The following is a 15,567-nucleotide window of genomic DNA, read 5'->3' on the forward strand; positions in this document are numbered from 1 at the left end:
AGGGAAAGAAATTATGCAAAATATCGACCTTCACGTTCACTCCTCATGGAGTGATGATGCTGACTTTTCCGTCAGTCAGCTGATGAAAATCGCAGAAAAAGAGAATGTTTCTGTATTATCCATCGCCGATCATAACTCATCTTCCTCGGTGGAAGAGGCTATCTACTGGGGGCATAAGTATAATATCCACGTACTGCCGGGTATTGAGATTGACTGCTCATTTGGCAATAATAACTATCACCTCCTGGGCTATGGTTATCGCCGCCATAGTACTGACTTTGCCGAGGTTAAGCGTAATTTTGATCGGCTACAACACGCGGCAACGCCGGTAAAGATTGAGAAGTTAAAAGCGCTCGGCTTGTTCCTTGATGAAGAGCGGCTTTTTGCGCTGGCGGGAGATCGTGTACCGCAGGAAGAGGAGATGGCGGAGCTGATCCTTGAGGATGAACGCAACGCCGGAAACGCGCTGCTTATTCCCTACAGAAAAGGCAATGCGCGGGGAGATATGCCGCTGATCAATTTCTTCTGGGATTTTTTTGGTAAGGGAAAACCTTGTCATGTAGAGATTGCGTTTCCTCCCTTACAGGACATGGTTGAGATTATCCGCAGTAACGGGGGAATTCCTGTTATTGCGCATATCGGTGCCAACGTGAAGAGCGGGCATACCGATGTGATTAGCGAGATGGTGAAATCAGGGGTGATAGGGGTGGAAGTTTTCTCCAGTTACCATGATAACGATCTTCGCCAGCAGCTATATGACTATGCGCTGGATCGCTCGCTGTTAATGACCTGCGGGAGTGACTTTCACGGTAAGAATAAGCCCAACATTCGGATGGGAAGTTGCCAGCTAAATCAGGCTGAAAGTGAAAAAGTGGAAGCCTTTTTGGAGCGCGTCACGCTTTATTAAGTCTGTCGCTTAACCTGCGCCCGGCCAGTCGTTGTGCCGGGCATAATATCACTCGCCTGGTCCGTATAAAGACGTTTATTTTATACCGGGTGATATACTTACCCTGTGTTTTAAAAGGAGTTTTGTGTGCCCGCAAATGGACCGTTTGATTCACCCCAGTCGAACGATGCCGTATCCAACAGTAAAGATTACTAAAATAATGACCACCCAGCAAAACAGATAAAACGCATTATTTGCGCCTCTTCCCATGCGAGCGATAACGGTATTTTCTTCGTTGATGTGCCGGGCAGAGATGTCACGAAAACGGCGAATATAATAAATGCAATATAACAGTAAGAGGGGAAGGATCAGCGCGCCCGCCATTTTTGAAAAAGCGACGCTGAGTAATACGGCGACAATAAGGAAACCCGGATAAACTATCGCTGCGGTGGATTCTAATTTTTTTAACTCGCTGCGTACCCGTGCCGCGTGCAACTCTCGCCAGCGCCGGAGCGTGCTGATGCTGAAGCCATAGGTTTCGCACAAGACCTTATCAGGGACACCGCTTTTGGACTGCTGCAGAAAATCAGCGATTTGTTCCTCAGTAAAGCGCGCTTTTGCCATTAACATCCCTCCCTGGCCGGGCGGACAAGCGCCCGGCATAGCATCATCACATTACGTCATTAACGACGCACGGCGATGGCTTCAATCTCAATCTTCACATCTTTCGGCAGACGGGCCACTTCCACGCAGGAGCGTGCCGGGAAAGTCGCGTTATGCTCGGTGAAAAATGCTTCATAAGTCGCATTAACGGTAGCGAAATCATTCAGATCCTTCACGAAAACGGTGGTTTTCACGATATCTCCGACTTTCAGGCCCGCCGCTTCGACGATGGCTTTCACGTTCTCCAGCGACTGACGCGCCTGAGCAGAAACATCATCTGCCACGCTGCCGGTTTTTGGATCGACCGGGATCTGCCCTGACGTGATAATCATGCTGCCAAGGTCAACGCCCTGAACATAAGGGCCGATAGCTGCCGGTGCATTTTCCGTCGCGATAGTTTTAGACATACTCTCTCCTGAAGTTATTCAATGTGTTCACGTAGGATGGGACCATTATACAAACATTCTTCTGGCACAGGCGAGAAAGTGGGTAACGTAAAGTGTTATCCAGTGTTGTTGCAGCCACGTCCGGGATGTTCAGCGGGGCCATGCGGTTTCGCGGACGCGGACGCGGGAGGCAACCTGCCCGGCGGCGCTTCGCTTGCGCGGGCCTACGTTTGTAAGTCGTTGATATGGTGGGTTTTGTAGGCCGGGTAAGGCGCAGCCGCCACCCGGCATTACCCGGCACAATAGCCAGCATAGTCTGTCATCCACCCCCGGCACATCTGAATCAGTGCCGGCGACGAAATTAATTTGCCAGCACCACCTGATGCGAGAACTCTTTCTCACAGTATTTGCACTTCAACGCAATATCGTCTGCGCGTTTTTTAACGCTGAAGCTGGAGTTCACCGGCTCCGCATGGCTAATGCAGTTGCTGTTCGGGCAGATCAGCACCGCATCAATCCGCTCCGGCAGGTTAGGGTGCGATTTCCCCACCACTTCATAATCGTCGATACGGTTAACCGTCGCCAGCGGAGCATACAGCGCCAGTTGATCAACCTGCTCATCGGTCAGAAAAGTGTTTTCAATCTTGATGATGTCCTTACGGCCCATCGCGCCAGACGGCAGGTTCAGGCCGACCGTCACGCGCTGCTCGGTTTCGGTCAGCTTAAACAGCGTCAGTAACCGGAAGCCGACCTGCGCGGGGATGTGATCGATAACGGTGCCGCGTTTAATGGCTTCAACCTGTAGTTTATTATCGTGTGTCATGGTCTTCCCCTTACAGTACTAAGTCTTGATTCAGAACCAGTGCCAGCAGCGCCTGGCGGGCGAAAATTCCGTTGCCGGCCTGCTGGAAATACCAGGCGTGCGGCGTTTTATCAACGTCGGTGGCGATTTCATCAATGCGCGGTAGCGGGTGCAGCACCTTCATATTTGCGCGTGCACCAGTAAGGTCGCTGGCGCGCAGGACGAACTGTGCTTTCACGTTGGCGTACTCCGACGGGTCCAGGCGCTCTTTCTGCACGCGCGTCATATAGAGAATATCGACCTCAGTCACCACCTCATCAATGGCGTGATGCACGCTCCAGGCGATCCCTTTCTCATCCAGCATATCCAGGATGTACTGCGGCATCGCCAGCGCGTCCGGGGCGATAAAGCAGAAGCGGTTGCCGCTGAATTTCGCCAGCGCCTGCGCCAGCGAATGCACGGTACGGCCATATTTCAAATCGCCGACCATCGCGATAGTGAGATTCTCCAGCCGCCCCTGGGTTTCCTGGATGGTGAAGAGATCCAGCAGCGTCTGCGTTGGATGCTGGTTCGCCCCGTCGCCCGCGTTCAGTACCGGCACCGCGCCGGAGAACTCGGTGGCCAGACGCGCCGCGCCTTCCTGCGGGTGGCGCATTACGATGGCGTCCACATAGGTGCTGATAACGGAGATGGTATCCGCCAGCGTCTCTCCTTTTTTGCCAAGTGAAGTGTTAGCACTGTCCGAAAAGCCGACCACGCTGGCACCCAGGCGATGCATCGATGTTTCAAACGACAGACGGGTGCGCGTCGACGCTTCGAAGAAACAACTGGCGATCACTTTATGCTTCAGAAGCTCCGGCTGCGGGCTGGCCTTAAGCTTCGCCGCGGTCACCAGCACCAGCTCAAGCTCCTCGCGGCTGAGATCGTTTATGGAAATGATATGTCTCTGAAATAACGGATTAGCCATGTTTATCTCCTGACGCCTGGGCAAAAAAAAGCCCCTGCAATGAGGGGCTTTGAGAATATATTGAGCAACGGAAAGAAAAACGGCAGGCCTGCACCCTGTTTCAGGTGCGCTAAGACAGTATGTCGTAGACACTGGACCATGCTTCCTCCCGGCAAATTGTCGGCGATTATACTCAGCTCTAAAGCGGGATCAAGCGATTCATGGCGATTTTATTCAACGCAAACGGTTCTATTGAATATTAATTCATATTTAGTATGTAATTAATCTGCTTGTGGACCAGCGCGGTGCGCTTCACCGCCCGCGGCGCGACCCAGACGATATTGCCGCTCGCCACAATGCCCAGCACTTCCGGCAACGCACGATGATCGAGGATCCGCGCCACCGCCCGGCCATAGCCCGGCACGGTATGAATAAGAATAAATTCGCTGTTGTGCTCCACGCTGACCACCATCTCCGCCACCGATCGCGCAGCGTCCGGCGCGGGGCGCAGTTTAGGGTTTAGCGAATAAATTTTTTGCCCCCGGGCATTGCGAATTTTTATCACCCCCAGCAGCGTAAGCAGGCGAGAGACTGAAGACTGACTAATATTTTCGAAGCCATGCAGCTGTAAATCACGGCGAATCTCTTCCTGCGAAAAGTAGCTTTTTTCGGCAATCAAACGCTGACACACGGTGAGCTGAAGCTGTTCTTTGGGGGAGTATTCACCATATTCCTTCATTCTTTTATCCTGTAATATCAATTTGTTATCAGCCTTTCCCTTCTCCCGCATGCGAAGGGATACCGTATGATGCCATTGAGTTCGAATGAATGGCGCAGCGTCCGTCAGGCGCAGCGCCACCGCACGATCGTTAACCTATAGTAATGCCCCCACGCTTAAAGTTGCCATAATAACCAGCGTCAGGATGACGAGCAGCGGCGCAACCCACTTCAGATAACGCACGTAAGGAACGTGAGCAATCGCCAGCCCGCCCATTACTACAGCAGAGGTTGGCGTCACCAGGTTAACAATCCCGGAGGCGGACTGGTAAGCGGTGACCACCAGGTCGCGCGGCACGCCAGCGAAATCCGCCAGCGGTGCCATAATGGGCATGGTTAACACGGCAAGACCCGACGACGACGGCACGAGGAAGGAAAGTACCACCTCCAGCCAGTACATCACGTTGATAAAGGCTATGCTGGAAAGGCCGCTGACGGTCTCCTCCGCGCTGTGCAGGATCGTGTGGGTGATCATGCCCTTATCCATAATCACCACAATGCCGCGCGCGATACCGATAATCAGCGCCACGCCCAGCAACTCCCGTGCGCCGTTGATAAAGGTCGAGGTCAGTTCCTCTTCACTCATTCGGGCAATGATACCGACGATAATCGCCGCGACGAGAAAAACCGCCGAAATTTCCGCCATCCACCATCCCTGCACCGCCACGCCATAAATCATCACGGCGAACGCGAGGGCAAAAATCACCAGGATCAGCTTACGTACTGGCGTAAATGCCAGCGAGTCCTGGGTTTTTTCCCCGAGAAAATGCGCCCGGTTTTCTTCTTGTTTATCGGCGACGATAGAGCGGGAAGGGTCGAGTCGGACCTGGCGGGCATAGCGCATCACCCAGACCACGCAAATGATCCAGCCTGCCACCAGCAACACCGCGCGGATCCCGATCCCCGCGGTAAAAGGAATACCGGCAGCGTTAGCGGCAATAACCGTTGCAAAAGGATTAATTGTCGATCCCAGCGTGCCAATCCCCGCGCCAAGCAGGATCGTCGAGGCGGCAACCACCGGATCAAACCGTGCCGCCAGCATGACCGGCACCAGTAGAGTATAAAAAGGCAGCGACTCTTCTGCCATCCCGTAAATGGTGCCGCCGGCGGCAAACAGAGCCATCAGGATAGGGATCATCCACTCTTCGCGTCCGCGCAGACGCAGCGTAACGCGCTCGATCCCGGCATCAATGGCTCCGGTTTTGGTCACAATGCCGAGAAAGCCACCGATGATCAAAATAAACAGCGCCACGTCAATGGCACCCGCCTGGCCTGTTTCGGGATCGTACAGTCCGCTAATCGGGGCCATCACTACCGCGATAATGCCTTGCGGATGCGCCGCCACGTGCGTGTAGGTGCCGGCCACCGGCACCGCTTTGCCCAGCGCGTCGTTCATCGCCATATGATATTGCCCGGCCGGGATCAGCCACGTCAGCACGGCAACCAGGGCGATAAGAATAAACAAAATCGTGTAAGCCGAGGGGAATTTGAATTTACTCATGATAGGTTCCCTGTCCCGGCCCGCTGTTTAGCAGGCCGGGAGTGTGATTACTCGCCGAGTGTCGCCACCATCACCGCTTTGATGGTATGCATACGGTTTTCCGCTTCATCGAAGACGATGGAATTTGGCGACTCGAACACCTCTTCCGTGACCTCCAGCCCTTTCATGCCGTAGGCCATTTCGATTTCACGACCGGTTTTAGTGTGTTCGTTATGGAAGGCGGGAAGGCAGTGCATAAATTTCACCTGCGCATTGCCGGTGGCTTCCAGCACCTGCTGATTAATCTGGTAGGGTTTCATCAGGCTGACGCGCTCCGCCCATGCCTCTTTCGGCTCGCCCATCGACACCCACACATCGGTGTAGAGGAAATCGACGCCGTGGACGCCTTCTTCAACGTCCTCAGTGAGGGTGATGCGTGCGCCGGTTTCCCGGGCGATGGTCTGACACTGTGCGATCAGCGCCTCGTCGGGCCAGAAGGATTTCGGGGCCACCAGGCGGATATCCATCCCCATCTTCGCCGCGCCGACCATCAGGGAGTTGCCCATGTTATTGCGCGCGTCGCCAAGATAAGCAAAGCGCAGTTCCGCCAGCGATTTACCCGGCGCATGCTCCAGCATGGTCATCAGATCGGCGAGGATTTGCGTCGGGTGAAATTCGTCCGTCAGCCCGTTCCACACCGGCACGCCTGCATAAGCGCCCAGCTCCTCGACAATCTGCTGGCCGTAGCCGCGGTACTCAATACCGTCGTACATCCGTCCCAGCACCCGCGCGGTATCTTTCATCGACTCTTTATGGCCGATCTGCGAGCCGCTGGGGCCGAGGTAGGTGACCTGAGCACCCTGATCGAAGGCCCCGACTTCAAAGGCGCAGCGGGTACGGGTGGAGGTTTTTTCAAAAATCAGCGCGATATTTTTGCCTTTCAGCATCGGCTTTTCGCGTCCCGCTTTTTTGGCGGCTTTCAGTTCAATGGCCAGATCGATCAGGTACTGTATTTCTGCCGGGGTATAGTCCAGCAGTTTGAAAAAATTGCGGTTTTTTAGAGAGATAGCCATGATTCATTCCTTTTTTTAAATTACAGGGCCGCAGACGTCATGTTTTCCATGCGAATCAACGTGCCTTTATCCCCGGACAAAATGGCCGGACCATCTGCCAGCGCGCCGATCCCGGCGCGACCATGGCAGGCTTCAACGTAGCGGCAGCAGGCCGCGATTTTTGGCCCCATAGACCCGGCATCGAACTGCATATTTCTGAGCAACTCCGGCGTCGCCTGAATTAAGGGACGCTGCCCCGGCGTGCCCCAGTCGAGGTACACCGCATCTGCATCGGTCAGGATCAGCAGCGCGTCGGCATGAAGCTGGCGGGCCAGCAGCGCGGCAGAGAGATCTTTGTCGATCACCGCTTCAACGCCGTGGTAGCCATCGGCTTTTTGCACCACCGGAACGCCACCACCACCGTTGCAGATCACCAGGTGATCGCGTTCGAGCAGCGCCTGAATGGCATCGCTTTCCACAATGTGAGCGGGGAGAGGTGAGGGCACGACGCGGCGAAACCAGCGGCCATCGGGCTTAAACGTCCAGCCTTTCTCTTGACTGAGGGCGTCGGCCTGCGCCTGGTCATACACCGGACCAATGTATTTGGTCGGGTTGCTGAAGGCCGGATCGTCGGCGTCGACTTCAACCTGGGTGAGCAGCACGCTGATATGGCGTTCAGGAAGTTGATTTTTAAGCGACTGCTGAAGCATATAGCCAATCATCCCCTGACTTTCCGCGCCGAGAATGTCGAGCGGATAAGGCGTAACGGCATCGCAGGCGCTGTTCTGTAACGCCAGCAGGCCCACTTGCGGCCCGTTGCCATGCACCAGTACGACGCGCCATTGTCGGGTCAGGCTGGCAATCGTCGCCGCCGCCAGATCGATATTTTTACGCTGAATATCCGCTTCCAGCGGTTCACCGCGTTTTAACAGGGCGTTGCCGCCGAGCGCGACGACCAGAGTCGGTTTCATGTCCATCACAGGCTCCTTAAATGCCATCGCGTTGCAGTGGGCAGCTCATGCAGCGTGCGCCGCCGCGTCCGCGTCCCAGTTCATCGCCGGGGATCGGCAGCACGGTGATACCGGCCTTGTCATATTTTTCATTGGTCCAGACGTTGCGCTCGTAGCCCACCACCACGCCGGGGCGCAGGGTCAGCACGTTATTGGCGTCGTTCCACTGTTCGCGCTCGGCTTCGAAAGCATCGCCGCCGGTGGTGATCAGCCGCACCTGATCAATACCCAGCGCTTTTTCGATGGCGTGCAGCAGGCTGGTTTCCTGAACGCGATCCAGCCCGCCGCGTCCGTCCGGCGTCAGGGTCCAGCACTGGGATTCTTTACGCACCACCTCGGGATAAACGGAGAAGGTGTCAACGTCGATGTGAGTCATCACCGTATCGAGATGCATACAGGAGCGATGTTTGGGGAGTTCAACCACCACCACGCGTTCGGCCTGGCGATGCTTAAATAAGGCGGTGGCAAGAAATTCCACGCCCTGCGGAGTCGTCCGTTCGGAGAGACCAATCAGGACGGCTCCGCGTCCAATGACTAATACATCGCCCCCTTCAAGCGTGGCGTGATCGTAATTAATATTCTCGTCGCCGAAATATTTTATAAAATCGCCGTTGGCAAATGCCGGATGCCAGCGATAAATAGCCCGCAAATTATTGGTTTCCCGTTGACGCGCCCGTTTTGCCATGGGATTAATCGACACGCCGTTATAAATCCAGCATGATGTATCGCGGGTGAATAAATGATTGGGCAACGGCTTCATAATAAAATCATTCGCGTCGTGGGTATCCACTACGATATTTTTTATAAATGAAGGAATTTCCCCGTAGGTCAGACCGCCGCTTAAATGACGGGCCAGTTGCCGATGCTGCATATCCGCCAGCCAGCCGCGAACGTCGGAAGCAAAGCCCGGCCCGAGGCGATAATCCGATACCTGAGTGGTTAGCAACCACTCTTTTGCTTCAGGAATATCAAGCGTTTGCGCCAGGAGATCGGTCAATAACAGCACTTCCACGCCCTGATCGCGCAGGGTGCTGGCAAAAATGTCATGCTCGGCTCCCGCTCGTTCAACGGATAAAACATCATCAAACAGCAGTTCCTGACAATTTGACGGAGTTAATCTTTTCAGGCTCAGATTAGGTCGATGAAGCATTACGCTTCGCAATGTTCCCACCTCGGAACCGACATAATTTTTTTCCATAATTATTCCTTAATGCTTTTTATAAATAAAAAGAGGATCGGCGAAAATGTATTTCGCGTTTGCCGGTAGCAATTAATGTCGTGATGGATAATAGGATTTTTAAAGCCTGAAAATGTGATGCAGGTCACGCGACAATAGCCTCTGGAAGAATTGTTTATTATTTATGACGGTTGTCAGAAATTCGTTATTTAAATTACTATAGAGAATGAATGAATACGCTTTAATGGCCTGGATTATTCTTGTTTGTTAATAATATGTTGTTCTGTTAAATATATCTTAATGCCGTAAGTCGTTGAAAATAAGTGACTTACTAAGTTATCTTTTATCGTTATGCAGAAATACCACGATATTATTTAGCTCCTAAGCCAAATCAGTAAATAATTATGCTTTGTTGCTGCAAAAATCCTGACATCTAAAGTGTGATGGAACAATTGTTTTTATTATAAAAATTTGTTTTTCAATCGGTTAAAAGTAGATTCTGTATTTACATTTTTCAGAGTATGCATAATTAGTGCATAAAAAGCGAAGCGCGATCACAGCTGATTAATCTCTTATCCGATAAACATGCGCTATCGCAAGTCTTCGACAGAAACGGGTGGCGGGGCGGTTTGATTGATCGTATAACGGAGGAAATGAAACATCGTTTTAATTAAGAGGGGTTATCATGATTGTTGGCAACATTCACCATCTGCAAAGCTGGCTACCGCCGGAACTGCGTCAGGCCATTGAACACGTTAAAGCGCACGTCACCGATGCTACCGCAACGGGCAAATATGAGATCGACGGCAGCCGCCTGTTCTATATCCTTTCTGAAGATATGACCGAGCCTTTCGAAAAGCGTCGCGCGGAATACCATGCCCGTTATCTCGACATCCAAATCATTCTGAAAGGTCAGGAAGGGATGACCTTCAGTACGCTTCCGGCAGGTACACCGGACACGGACTGGCTGGCGGATAAAGACATCGCCTTCTTACCGGAGGGCGAGCAGGAGAAAACGGTAGTGCTGAGCGAAGGGGATTTTGTGGTGTTCTATCCGGGCGAAGTCCACAAGCCGCTGTGCGCGGTCGGTACCCCAGCGCAGGGGCGTAAAGTGGTGGTGAAACTGCTGGTCGAGTGAGGCGGGAATTAGCGCTGCGAACGATCGCAGCGCTGAAGCATTTATTTCGCCAACGTCGCCACCATCACTGCTTTAATGGTGTGCATCCGGTTTTCCGCTTGGTCGAACACAATGCTGGCCGCAGACTCAAACACCTCATCCGTTACCTCCATCCCGCCGTGTAGCCCATACTCTTCCGCCATTTGTTTGCCGAGAAGGGTTTGATCATCGTGAAATGCGGGCAGACAGTGCAGAAATTTCACCTGCGGATTGCCGGTTAACTGCATCATGTGGCTATTGACCTGATAATCACGCAGCAGGGCGATACGCTCGGCCCACTTCTCTTTGGCTTCCCCCATCGATACCCAGACGTCGGTATAGATAAAATCCGCGCCCTTCACGCCCGCCGCGACATCCTCCGTCAGGGTGATTTTACCGCCGGTCTGCGCCGCCAGCGCCTTGCACTCGGCAACCAGACGCTCTTCCGGCCAGCAGGCTTTCGGTGCGACCAGACGCAAATCAAGCCCGGTGAGCGCCGCCGCTTCCAGCATAGTATTGCCCATGTTATTGCGTGCATCGCCCGCGTAGACCAGCGTCATCTCATTAAATTTTTTACCCGGCAGGTGCTCCTGCATGGTCAGCAGGTCCGCCAGCAACTGCGTTGGGTGAAACTCGTTGGTCAGCCCGTTCCACACCGGCACGCCGGCAAACTCTGCCAGCGTTTCGACCACTTCCTGCCCGTGGCCGCGATATTGAATGCCGTCATACATCCGGCCCAGTACGCGGGCGGTATCTTTGATCGATTCTTTATGACCAATCTGGCTGCCGCTGGGGCCAAGATACGTGACGCGTGCGCCCTGGTCGTATGCGGCAACTTCGAAAGAGCATCGTGTACGGGTGGAGTCTTTTTCGAAGATGAGCGCGATGTTTTTACCGCTAAGCTGCGGCACTTCCTGGCCCTGTTTTTTCTCCACCTTCAGTCTGGCGGCGAGTTGCAGCAGGGTGTTGATTTCCGCAGGGGTGAAATCAAGTAACTTTAAAAAGTGTTTCTGGTAGAACGACGACATATTTCCCTCTCATGACGCAGGTCACTAGTTGCATTAAAATTCAATTTATCTGTATGAATATGCAATTGCAAGCCCTGTGCATAAATCTTTGCTGGATAGACTGGAGGCAATGTCAGCGGTGTGTGACAATAGAAGTAACTGCGGCAATTTATGAGGAACTCGCCATGGCAAACCCGGAATACCTGGAAGAGCAGCGCGAAGAGACGCGCTTGACCATTGAAGAATTAATTGAAGACGGCAGCGATCCTGATGCCCTGTACACCATTGAACATCATCTTTCCGCTGACGACTTCGATACGCTGGAGAAATTCGCGGTAGAAGCCTTCAAACTGGGTTACGAAGTAACCGAGCCGGAAGAGCTGGAAGTGGAAGAGGGCGATACAGTTATTTGCTGCGACATCCTCAGCGAATGTGCGCTGAACGCCGATCTGATCGACGCGCAGGTGGAACAGCTGATGAATCTGGCTGAAAAATTTAACGTCGAATATGACGGCTGGGGCACCTACTTCGAAGATCCCGACGCGGAAGACGGCGACGAGGATGACATCGACGAAGATGACGACGGCGTGCGTCACTAAGCTACCGACCCGGTGCGGCAGCCCCGGCTGCCGCACGCTCAGGACCGTTCATGAATAACCAGCACTTACTTTCTCCCGTTACCCAATTCTTGCACTGCCCGACGCCTCAGGCGTGGATCGATAAAGCCCGCGATCCGGCAAACCTCCCGCTGTTACTCACCGATCATATGGTCTGCGAACTGAAAGCCGCGCAAACCGCGATGCTACTGGTGCGTAAATATGTTGCCGATAAAGAGGGCGGCGACGCGCTGCTGGCGTGGCTGCAACCTTATGAAGCCTTTACTTTCCGCGAAGGGCCGGAGCCTGATTTCCTGGCGCTGCATAAGCAAATTGGTAAAAGCGTGATGCCCCGTACCGACGATCCGTGGGGACGCCAGCTGATCGACAGCATGCTGCTGTTAATCAAAGAAGAATTACACCATTTCTGGCAGGTGCGCGAGGCGATGGCGGTGCGTAGTATTCCTTACGTCAAAATCACCGCCAGCCGCTATGCTAAAGGCATGCTGAAAGAGGTACGCACTCACGAGCCGCTGACGCTGATCGACAAGCTGATTTGCGGTGCGTATATCGAAGCCCGCTCCTGCGAACGCTTTGCCGCGCTTGCGCCGCATCTGGAAGAGGATTTGCAGAAGTTTTACCTCTCCCTGCTACGTTCTGAAGCGCGCCATTATCAGGATTACCTCGCGCTGGCGCAGCAGATTGCCGGTGATGACATCGCGCCACGCGTGCGGCATTTCGGGCACATTGAGGCGGCGCTTATTACGACTGAGGACAATGAGTTCCGTTTTCATAGCGGGGTTCCGGTCTGACAACACAGGACATCTCATGAAAAAATGGTCAACCGCCGTGCTGGCAGGCATCATCTCCTTTATGGCTTTTGCCTGGATTGCCCATCGCTCTCCGGCTAAAACGGACGATGAACAATTTGACGCGATTGTCAGTACCATGCCGACTTATCAGGTATTGAAAGAGCAGGAGCCGCAGCTCTGGGATTCTATTCGGACCCGCGCGTTGACCATGCAAAAAGAAGGGAAAACCGAGCAGCAGATCGTCGATGCGATCCAGCCGCAGGTATTGAACCTGCAAATGCAGCGTCTGCAAACTGCGCCAGATGAAAACGTGGTGGCCTACATGAAAATCAATATGGAGCAGACCGCCGCCGTGCAGAAAGTCAGCGATGATGACTGCTACCGTTTTCTGTTCCCGGACGTGAAAGGGGGAATTAACCCGATGCGCATTCTGTCGCAGGAGATGTTCAACCGTCGCATGGAGATTGACGCCGCTATGATGCGTGCCGCTATGGGGCCGAACAAGCATACCGTGACGCCGCAGGAGCGGGAACATGCGCAGCAGGATATCCAGCCTGTTGCGCAGCAGATGAGCAAAAAATATGGGCAGGATTTATCGATTATGTCCAATCCGGCCAGCGGTGTTGGCAAAGAGAAAATCACCTGTAATATCGTGCAGGATCTGTGGAATAGCGTCCTGACGCTGCCGCAGGATAAAGCGGCGGGCGTGATTCGTTTTGCGATTGATAGCTCAAAATAATGCGGGTGGGCCTGAGTAAATAACGTCTGGCCCACGATTTTTTATTTTACGTTGCTTATTCCAAAATAGCGTGTAAAACGCTGAGAGTAATTAAAAAGACAATAAGCGTGGTTTAAAGATCTTTAAGCATCCGCACTTCACAATCTACATGCCCGGTACAGCCCAGCGGACCATCAATATGCTTAAAGCCCAGACGTTCATATAGCCCTATCGCTTCTTTAAGAAAGGCGGTAGTTTCCAGATAACAGCGTTTAAACCCCTGCTCGCGGGCATGATCCAGCGCCATCAGCGCCAGCTTTTTCGCCAGCCCCTGACCGCGAATCGACGGCAGAAAATACATCTTCTGTAGTTCACAGATATCCGGCTCGCTACAGGCCAGCGGCGCAATGCCGCCCCCGCCCACCACATGATCATCCTGCTCAACCACCCAATAGGCGTGGCCCGGCTGACTATAGAGTTGATACAATTCATCCAGATTCGGATCGGCTACCGTATAGCCTTTATCGGCCGTGAGGCCGTATTCGGCGGAAACCTGACGGATAACGGCGGCAATAGCCGGGTTATCCTGAGCCGTCAGGCGGCGCAGCGCGAGCGTGCTGACTACATTCATAACATTACCCAATTGCACATATCATACTTATACATTTATTTAATACCATTCTCTCTAATGCGGCGCAAGCGACTTAGAAAGCAATAAAAGTTTTTGTCAGCCAGGACGGGAAGAGAGTATTGTACTGCCACAGGCGCTATCCTGTTTTAAAAATAGTTATCATAGTTATGGATTTGTTAATTTAGGGACGTTTTATGAACGAAGCTATAAATAGCACGGATGCTCAGTGTCATCCGTTTGTCTTTCGCGGCGATGGCGGAAAATATTTTCTTATTTGTTTGGTGAATGTTTTATTGTGCATTATTACGCTGGGTATTTATACCCCGTGGGCGCTGATGAAATGCCGCCGCTATATTTATTCTAATATGGAAGTTAACGGTCAGGGTTTTAGTTTTGGCGTGACCGGCGGGAATATTTTTGTCAGTTTCCTGTTTGTTATGGTTATTTATGTCGCTATTCTGATGTCGATAGTCACCCTTCCCGCTCTGGGTATTGTCCTGACGATTGCCTTATTTGTTCTGTTACCTTTTATGGTCATGAAAGGGCTACGCTATCAGGCGGTGATGACCAGTCTGAATGGCGTACGTTTCGGCTTTACCTGTTCGATGAAACGGTTCTGGTGGATAATTGTGGGCTTGCCGATCGTATTGGCTATCGGACTGGGTCTGTGCGTTTTGCTCATTGCAAAGATGTGTCCGGCAGACAGTGCGAGCGAAATGATTATATCGGGCATTGTCCTGGCGCTGGTATGTATAGTGGCGATTGGCATTTTTAACGGCACCTTGTTCAGTAAGATCATGCCGTTCCTCTGGAATAATATCAGTTTTGGCATACATCGTTTCGAGGTAAAATTAGATACTGGCTACTGTATTAAATTCGCGATTCTGGCGTTTGTTACTCTGCTCCCCTTTATAGGCGTGGCGGGGTATATCATGTTCGATCAGGTTATGGATGAAATGCGGGGCGGTTCCTTATACGGAGCCAGTGACATAATGGACATCAGCGGGTTTATGGAGGGGCTGCGTAAGAGGATTATCGCGCAGGTGGTTTATTATTTTGGTATTGCGGTCAGTACCAGTTATTTAACGGTCTCCCTGCGTAACCATTTCATGAGTCGACTTTCACTGGACGGCGGGCGTATTCGCTTTCGCTCGACGATGAACTACTCCGGTATGCTTTACCGGATGTGTGCATTAGTGGTGGTTTCTGGTATTACTGGCGGCCTGGCGTATCCTTTGCTGAAAATCTGGATGATCTCCTGGCAGGCGCAAAACACGCAGGTGATTGGCGATCTGGACGCGCTGGCGTTAGAGAATAATGACCAGCAAGCCGATGCTGGCGTCCTGGCGAAAGTGTCGCGCGGTATCATGCCCACCTTGCCGTTCCTGTAATCATAAAAAAGGCCGGAACAGGTCCGGCCTCAGCGTGCTATCAAACGTTATTCCGGGGAAGCATGCCGGGTGGCGCT

At 52.8% G+C, this 15,567-nt stretch carries 18 protein-coding genes; 6 read left to right on the plus strand and 12 right to left on the minus strand.

Annotated features, from left to right (window positions below; genetic code table 11):
* Positions 1-13: 13 nt before the first annotated feature.
* The gene (locus tag ACMGGS_RS09640) at positions 14-907 is read left to right on the plus strand and encodes a PHP domain-containing protein (protein ID WP_414165893.1); all 894 of its coding nucleotides are present in this window, start codon (positions 14-16) and stop codon (positions 905-907) included.
* Positions 908-1,057: 150 nt separating this feature from the next.
* Here the strand turns inward: ACMGGS_RS09640 and ACMGGS_RS09645 are convergent, their stop codons facing one another.
* The 10 genes from ACMGGS_RS09645 to arcA form a co-directional block, all read right to left on the minus strand.
* Positions 1,058-1,510 (minus strand): transposase, encoded by a 453-nt coding sequence (locus ACMGGS_RS09645; protein ID WP_414165894.1) that lies wholly within the window; start codon positions 1,508-1,510, stop codon positions 1,058-1,060.
* Positions 1,511-1,569: 59 nt separating this feature from the next.
* Positions 1,570-1,956 carry a 2-iminobutanoate/2-iminopropanoate deaminase gene (gene ridA, locus ACMGGS_RS09650; RefSeq protein ID WP_046495614.1) on the minus strand — a complete coding sequence of 129 codons (387 nt, stop codon included), beginning with the start codon at positions 1,954-1,956 and terminating at the stop codon, positions 1,570-1,572.
* Positions 1,957-2,296: 340 nt separating this feature from the next.
* Complete coding sequence (gene pyrI / locus ACMGGS_RS09655; protein WP_414165895.1) at positions 2,297-2,758, minus strand: aspartate carbamoyltransferase regulatory subunit; 462 nt, start codon at positions 2,756-2,758, stop codon at positions 2,297-2,299.
* A gap of 10 nt (positions 2,759-2,768) precedes the next feature.
* Complete coding sequence (pyrB, locus tag ACMGGS_RS09660) at positions 2,769-3,704, minus strand: aspartate carbamoyltransferase (RefSeq protein WP_414165896.1); 936 nt, start codon at positions 3,702-3,704, stop codon at positions 2,769-2,771.
* 2 nt (positions 3,705-3,706) lie between these two features.
* On the minus strand, positions 3,707-3,844 hold the full coding sequence (gene pyrL, locus ACMGGS_RS09665) for a pyr operon leader peptide (protein WP_176919504.1): 138 nt from the start codon (positions 3,842-3,844) through the stop codon (positions 3,707-3,709).
* A gap of 98 nt (positions 3,845-3,942) precedes the next feature.
* Positions 3,943-4,422, minus strand: coding sequence for an arginine repressor (locus tag ACMGGS_RS09670; RefSeq protein WP_176919505.1), 480 nt, complete (start codon positions 4,420-4,422; stop codon positions 3,943-3,945).
* 135 nt (positions 4,423-4,557) lie between these two features.
* Positions 4,558-5,961, minus strand: coding sequence for a YfcC family protein (locus tag ACMGGS_RS09675; RefSeq protein WP_414165897.1), 1,404 nt, complete (start codon positions 5,959-5,961; stop codon positions 4,558-4,560).
* Positions 5,962-6,008: 47 nt separating this feature from the next.
* Positions 6,009-7,013, minus strand: coding sequence for an ornithine carbamoyltransferase (gene argF / locus ACMGGS_RS09680; protein ID WP_414165898.1), 1,005 nt, complete (start codon positions 7,011-7,013; stop codon positions 6,009-6,011).
* A 20-nt stretch (positions 7,014-7,033) separates the two neighbouring features.
* Positions 7,034-7,969 carry a carbamate kinase gene (gene arcC / locus ACMGGS_RS09685; RefSeq protein WP_414165899.1) on the minus strand — a complete coding sequence of 312 codons (936 nt, stop codon included), beginning with the start codon at positions 7,967-7,969 and terminating at the stop codon, positions 7,034-7,036.
* A gap of 10 nt (positions 7,970-7,979) precedes the next feature.
* On the minus strand, positions 7,980-9,200 hold the full coding sequence (gene arcA / locus ACMGGS_RS09690) for an arginine deiminase (RefSeq protein WP_414165900.1): 1,221 nt from the start codon (positions 9,198-9,200) through the stop codon (positions 7,980-7,982).
* A 664-nt stretch (positions 9,201-9,864) separates the two neighbouring features.
* Between arcA and ACMGGS_RS09695 the strand changes: the two genes are divergently transcribed.
* Positions 9,865-10,317, plus strand: coding sequence for a YhcH/YjgK/YiaL family protein (locus tag ACMGGS_RS09695; protein ID WP_414165901.1), 453 nt, complete (start codon positions 9,865-9,867; stop codon positions 10,315-10,317).
* 41 nt (positions 10,318-10,358) lie between these two features.
* On the opposite strand, the gene argF (ACMGGS_RS09700) is transcribed toward ACMGGS_RS09695, so the two are convergent.
* Positions 10,359-11,363, minus strand: coding sequence for an ornithine carbamoyltransferase (gene argF / locus ACMGGS_RS09700; protein ID WP_414165902.1), 1,005 nt, complete (start codon positions 11,361-11,363; stop codon positions 10,359-10,361).
* Between the two features lie 164 nt (positions 11,364-11,527).
* Between argF (ACMGGS_RS09700) and rraB the strand changes: the two genes are divergently transcribed.
* From rraB to ACMGGS_RS09715, 3 genes are read left to right on the plus strand one after another with little or no spacing between them, the layout of a single operon-like run.
* The gene (rraB, locus tag ACMGGS_RS09705; protein WP_414165903.1) at positions 11,528-11,941 is read left to right on the plus strand and encodes a ribonuclease E inhibitor RraB; all 414 of its coding nucleotides are present in this window, start codon (positions 11,528-11,530) and stop codon (positions 11,939-11,941) included.
* Between the two features lie 50 nt (positions 11,942-11,991).
* On the plus strand, positions 11,992-12,750 hold the full coding sequence (miaE, locus tag ACMGGS_RS09710; protein ID WP_414165904.1) for a tRNA isopentenyl-2-thiomethyl-A-37 hydroxylase MiaE: 759 nt from the start codon (positions 11,992-11,994) through the stop codon (positions 12,748-12,750).
* Positions 12,751-12,766: 16 nt separating this feature from the next.
* Positions 12,767-13,489 (plus strand): topoisomerase II, encoded by a 723-nt coding sequence (locus tag ACMGGS_RS09715; RefSeq protein WP_414165905.1) that lies wholly within the window; start codon positions 12,767-12,769, stop codon positions 13,487-13,489.
* A 112-nt stretch (positions 13,490-13,601) separates the two neighbouring features.
* Here ACMGGS_RS09715 and ACMGGS_RS09720 read toward each other — a convergent pair whose 3' ends face one another.
* Positions 13,602-14,099 (minus strand): GNAT family N-acetyltransferase, encoded by a 498-nt coding sequence (locus ACMGGS_RS09720; RefSeq protein WP_414165906.1) that lies wholly within the window; start codon positions 14,097-14,099, stop codon positions 13,602-13,604.
* 194 nt (positions 14,100-14,293) lie between these two features.
* On the opposite strand from ACMGGS_RS09720, the gene ACMGGS_RS09725 reads away from it, so the two are divergent.
* Positions 14,294-15,490, plus strand: coding sequence for a YjgN family protein (locus ACMGGS_RS09725; RefSeq protein WP_414165907.1), 1,197 nt, complete (start codon positions 14,294-14,296; stop codon positions 15,488-15,490).
* Positions 15,491-15,567 lie beyond the last annotated feature (77 nt).

The organism is Superficieibacter sp. BNK-5, from assembly GCF_047456055.1.
Lineage (GTDB): Bacteria > Pseudomonadota > Gammaproteobacteria > Enterobacterales > Enterobacteriaceae > Superficieibacter.

Coding starts and splice junctions, on each gene's coding strand:
- ACMGGS_RS09695 (WP_414165901.1), top strand. CDS start 9,865: ATGATTGTTGGCAACATTCACCATCTGCAAAGCTGGCTACCGCCGGAA.
- miaE (WP_414165904.1), top strand. CDS start 11,992: ATGAATAACCAGCACTTACTTTCTCCCGTTACCCAATTCTTGCACTGC.
- ACMGGS_RS09720 (WP_414165906.1), bottom strand. CDS start 14,099: ATGAATGTAGTCAGCACGCTCGCGCTGCGCCGCCTGACGGCTCAGGAT.
- ACMGGS_RS09670 (WP_176919505.1), bottom strand. CDS start 4,422: ATGAAGGAATATGGTGAATACTCCCCCAAAGAACAGCTTCAGCTCACC.
- ACMGGS_RS09675 (WP_414165897.1), bottom strand. CDS start 5,961: ATGAGTAAATTCAAATTCCCCTCGGCTTACACGATTTTGTTTATTCTT.
- ACMGGS_RS09640 (WP_414165893.1), top strand. CDS start 14: ATGCAAAATATCGACCTTCACGTTCACTCCTCATGGAGTGATGATGCT.
- arcA (WP_414165900.1), bottom strand. CDS start 9,200: ATGGAAAAAAATTATGTCGGTTCCGAGGTGGGAACATTGCGAAGCGTA.
- ACMGGS_RS09725 (WP_414165907.1), top strand. CDS start 14,294: ATGAACGAAGCTATAAATAGCACGGATGCTCAGTGTCATCCGTTTGTC.
- ridA (WP_046495614.1), bottom strand. CDS start 1,956: ATGTCTAAAACTATCGCGACGGAAAATGCACCGGCAGCTATCGGCCCT.
- pyrB (WP_414165896.1), bottom strand. CDS start 3,704: ATGGCTAATCCGTTATTTCAGAGACATATCATTTCCATAAACGATCTC.
- ACMGGS_RS09715 (WP_414165905.1), top strand. CDS start 12,767: ATGAAAAAATGGTCAACCGCCGTGCTGGCAGGCATCATCTCCTTTATG.
- arcC (WP_414165899.1), bottom strand. CDS start 7,969: ATGGACATGAAACCGACTCTGGTCGTCGCGCTCGGCGGCAACGCCCTG.
- pyrI (WP_414165895.1), bottom strand. CDS start 2,758: ATGACACACGATAATAAACTACAGGTTGAAGCCATTAAACGCGGCACC.
- pyrL (WP_176919504.1), bottom strand. CDS start 3,844: ATGGTCCAGTGTCTACGACATACTGTCTTAGCGCACCTGAAACAGGGT.
- argF (WP_414165898.1), bottom strand. CDS start 7,013: ATGGCTATCTCTCTAAAAAACCGCAATTTTTTCAAACTGCTGGACTAT.
- argF (WP_414165902.1), bottom strand. CDS start 11,363: ATGTCGTCGTTCTACCAGAAACACTTTTTAAAGTTACTTGATTTCACC.
- ACMGGS_RS09645 (WP_414165894.1), bottom strand. CDS start 1,510: ATGGCAAAAGCGCGCTTTACTGAGGAACAAATCGCTGATTTTCTGCAG.
- rraB (WP_414165903.1), top strand. CDS start 11,528: ATGGCAAACCCGGAATACCTGGAAGAGCAGCGCGAAGAGACGCGCTTG.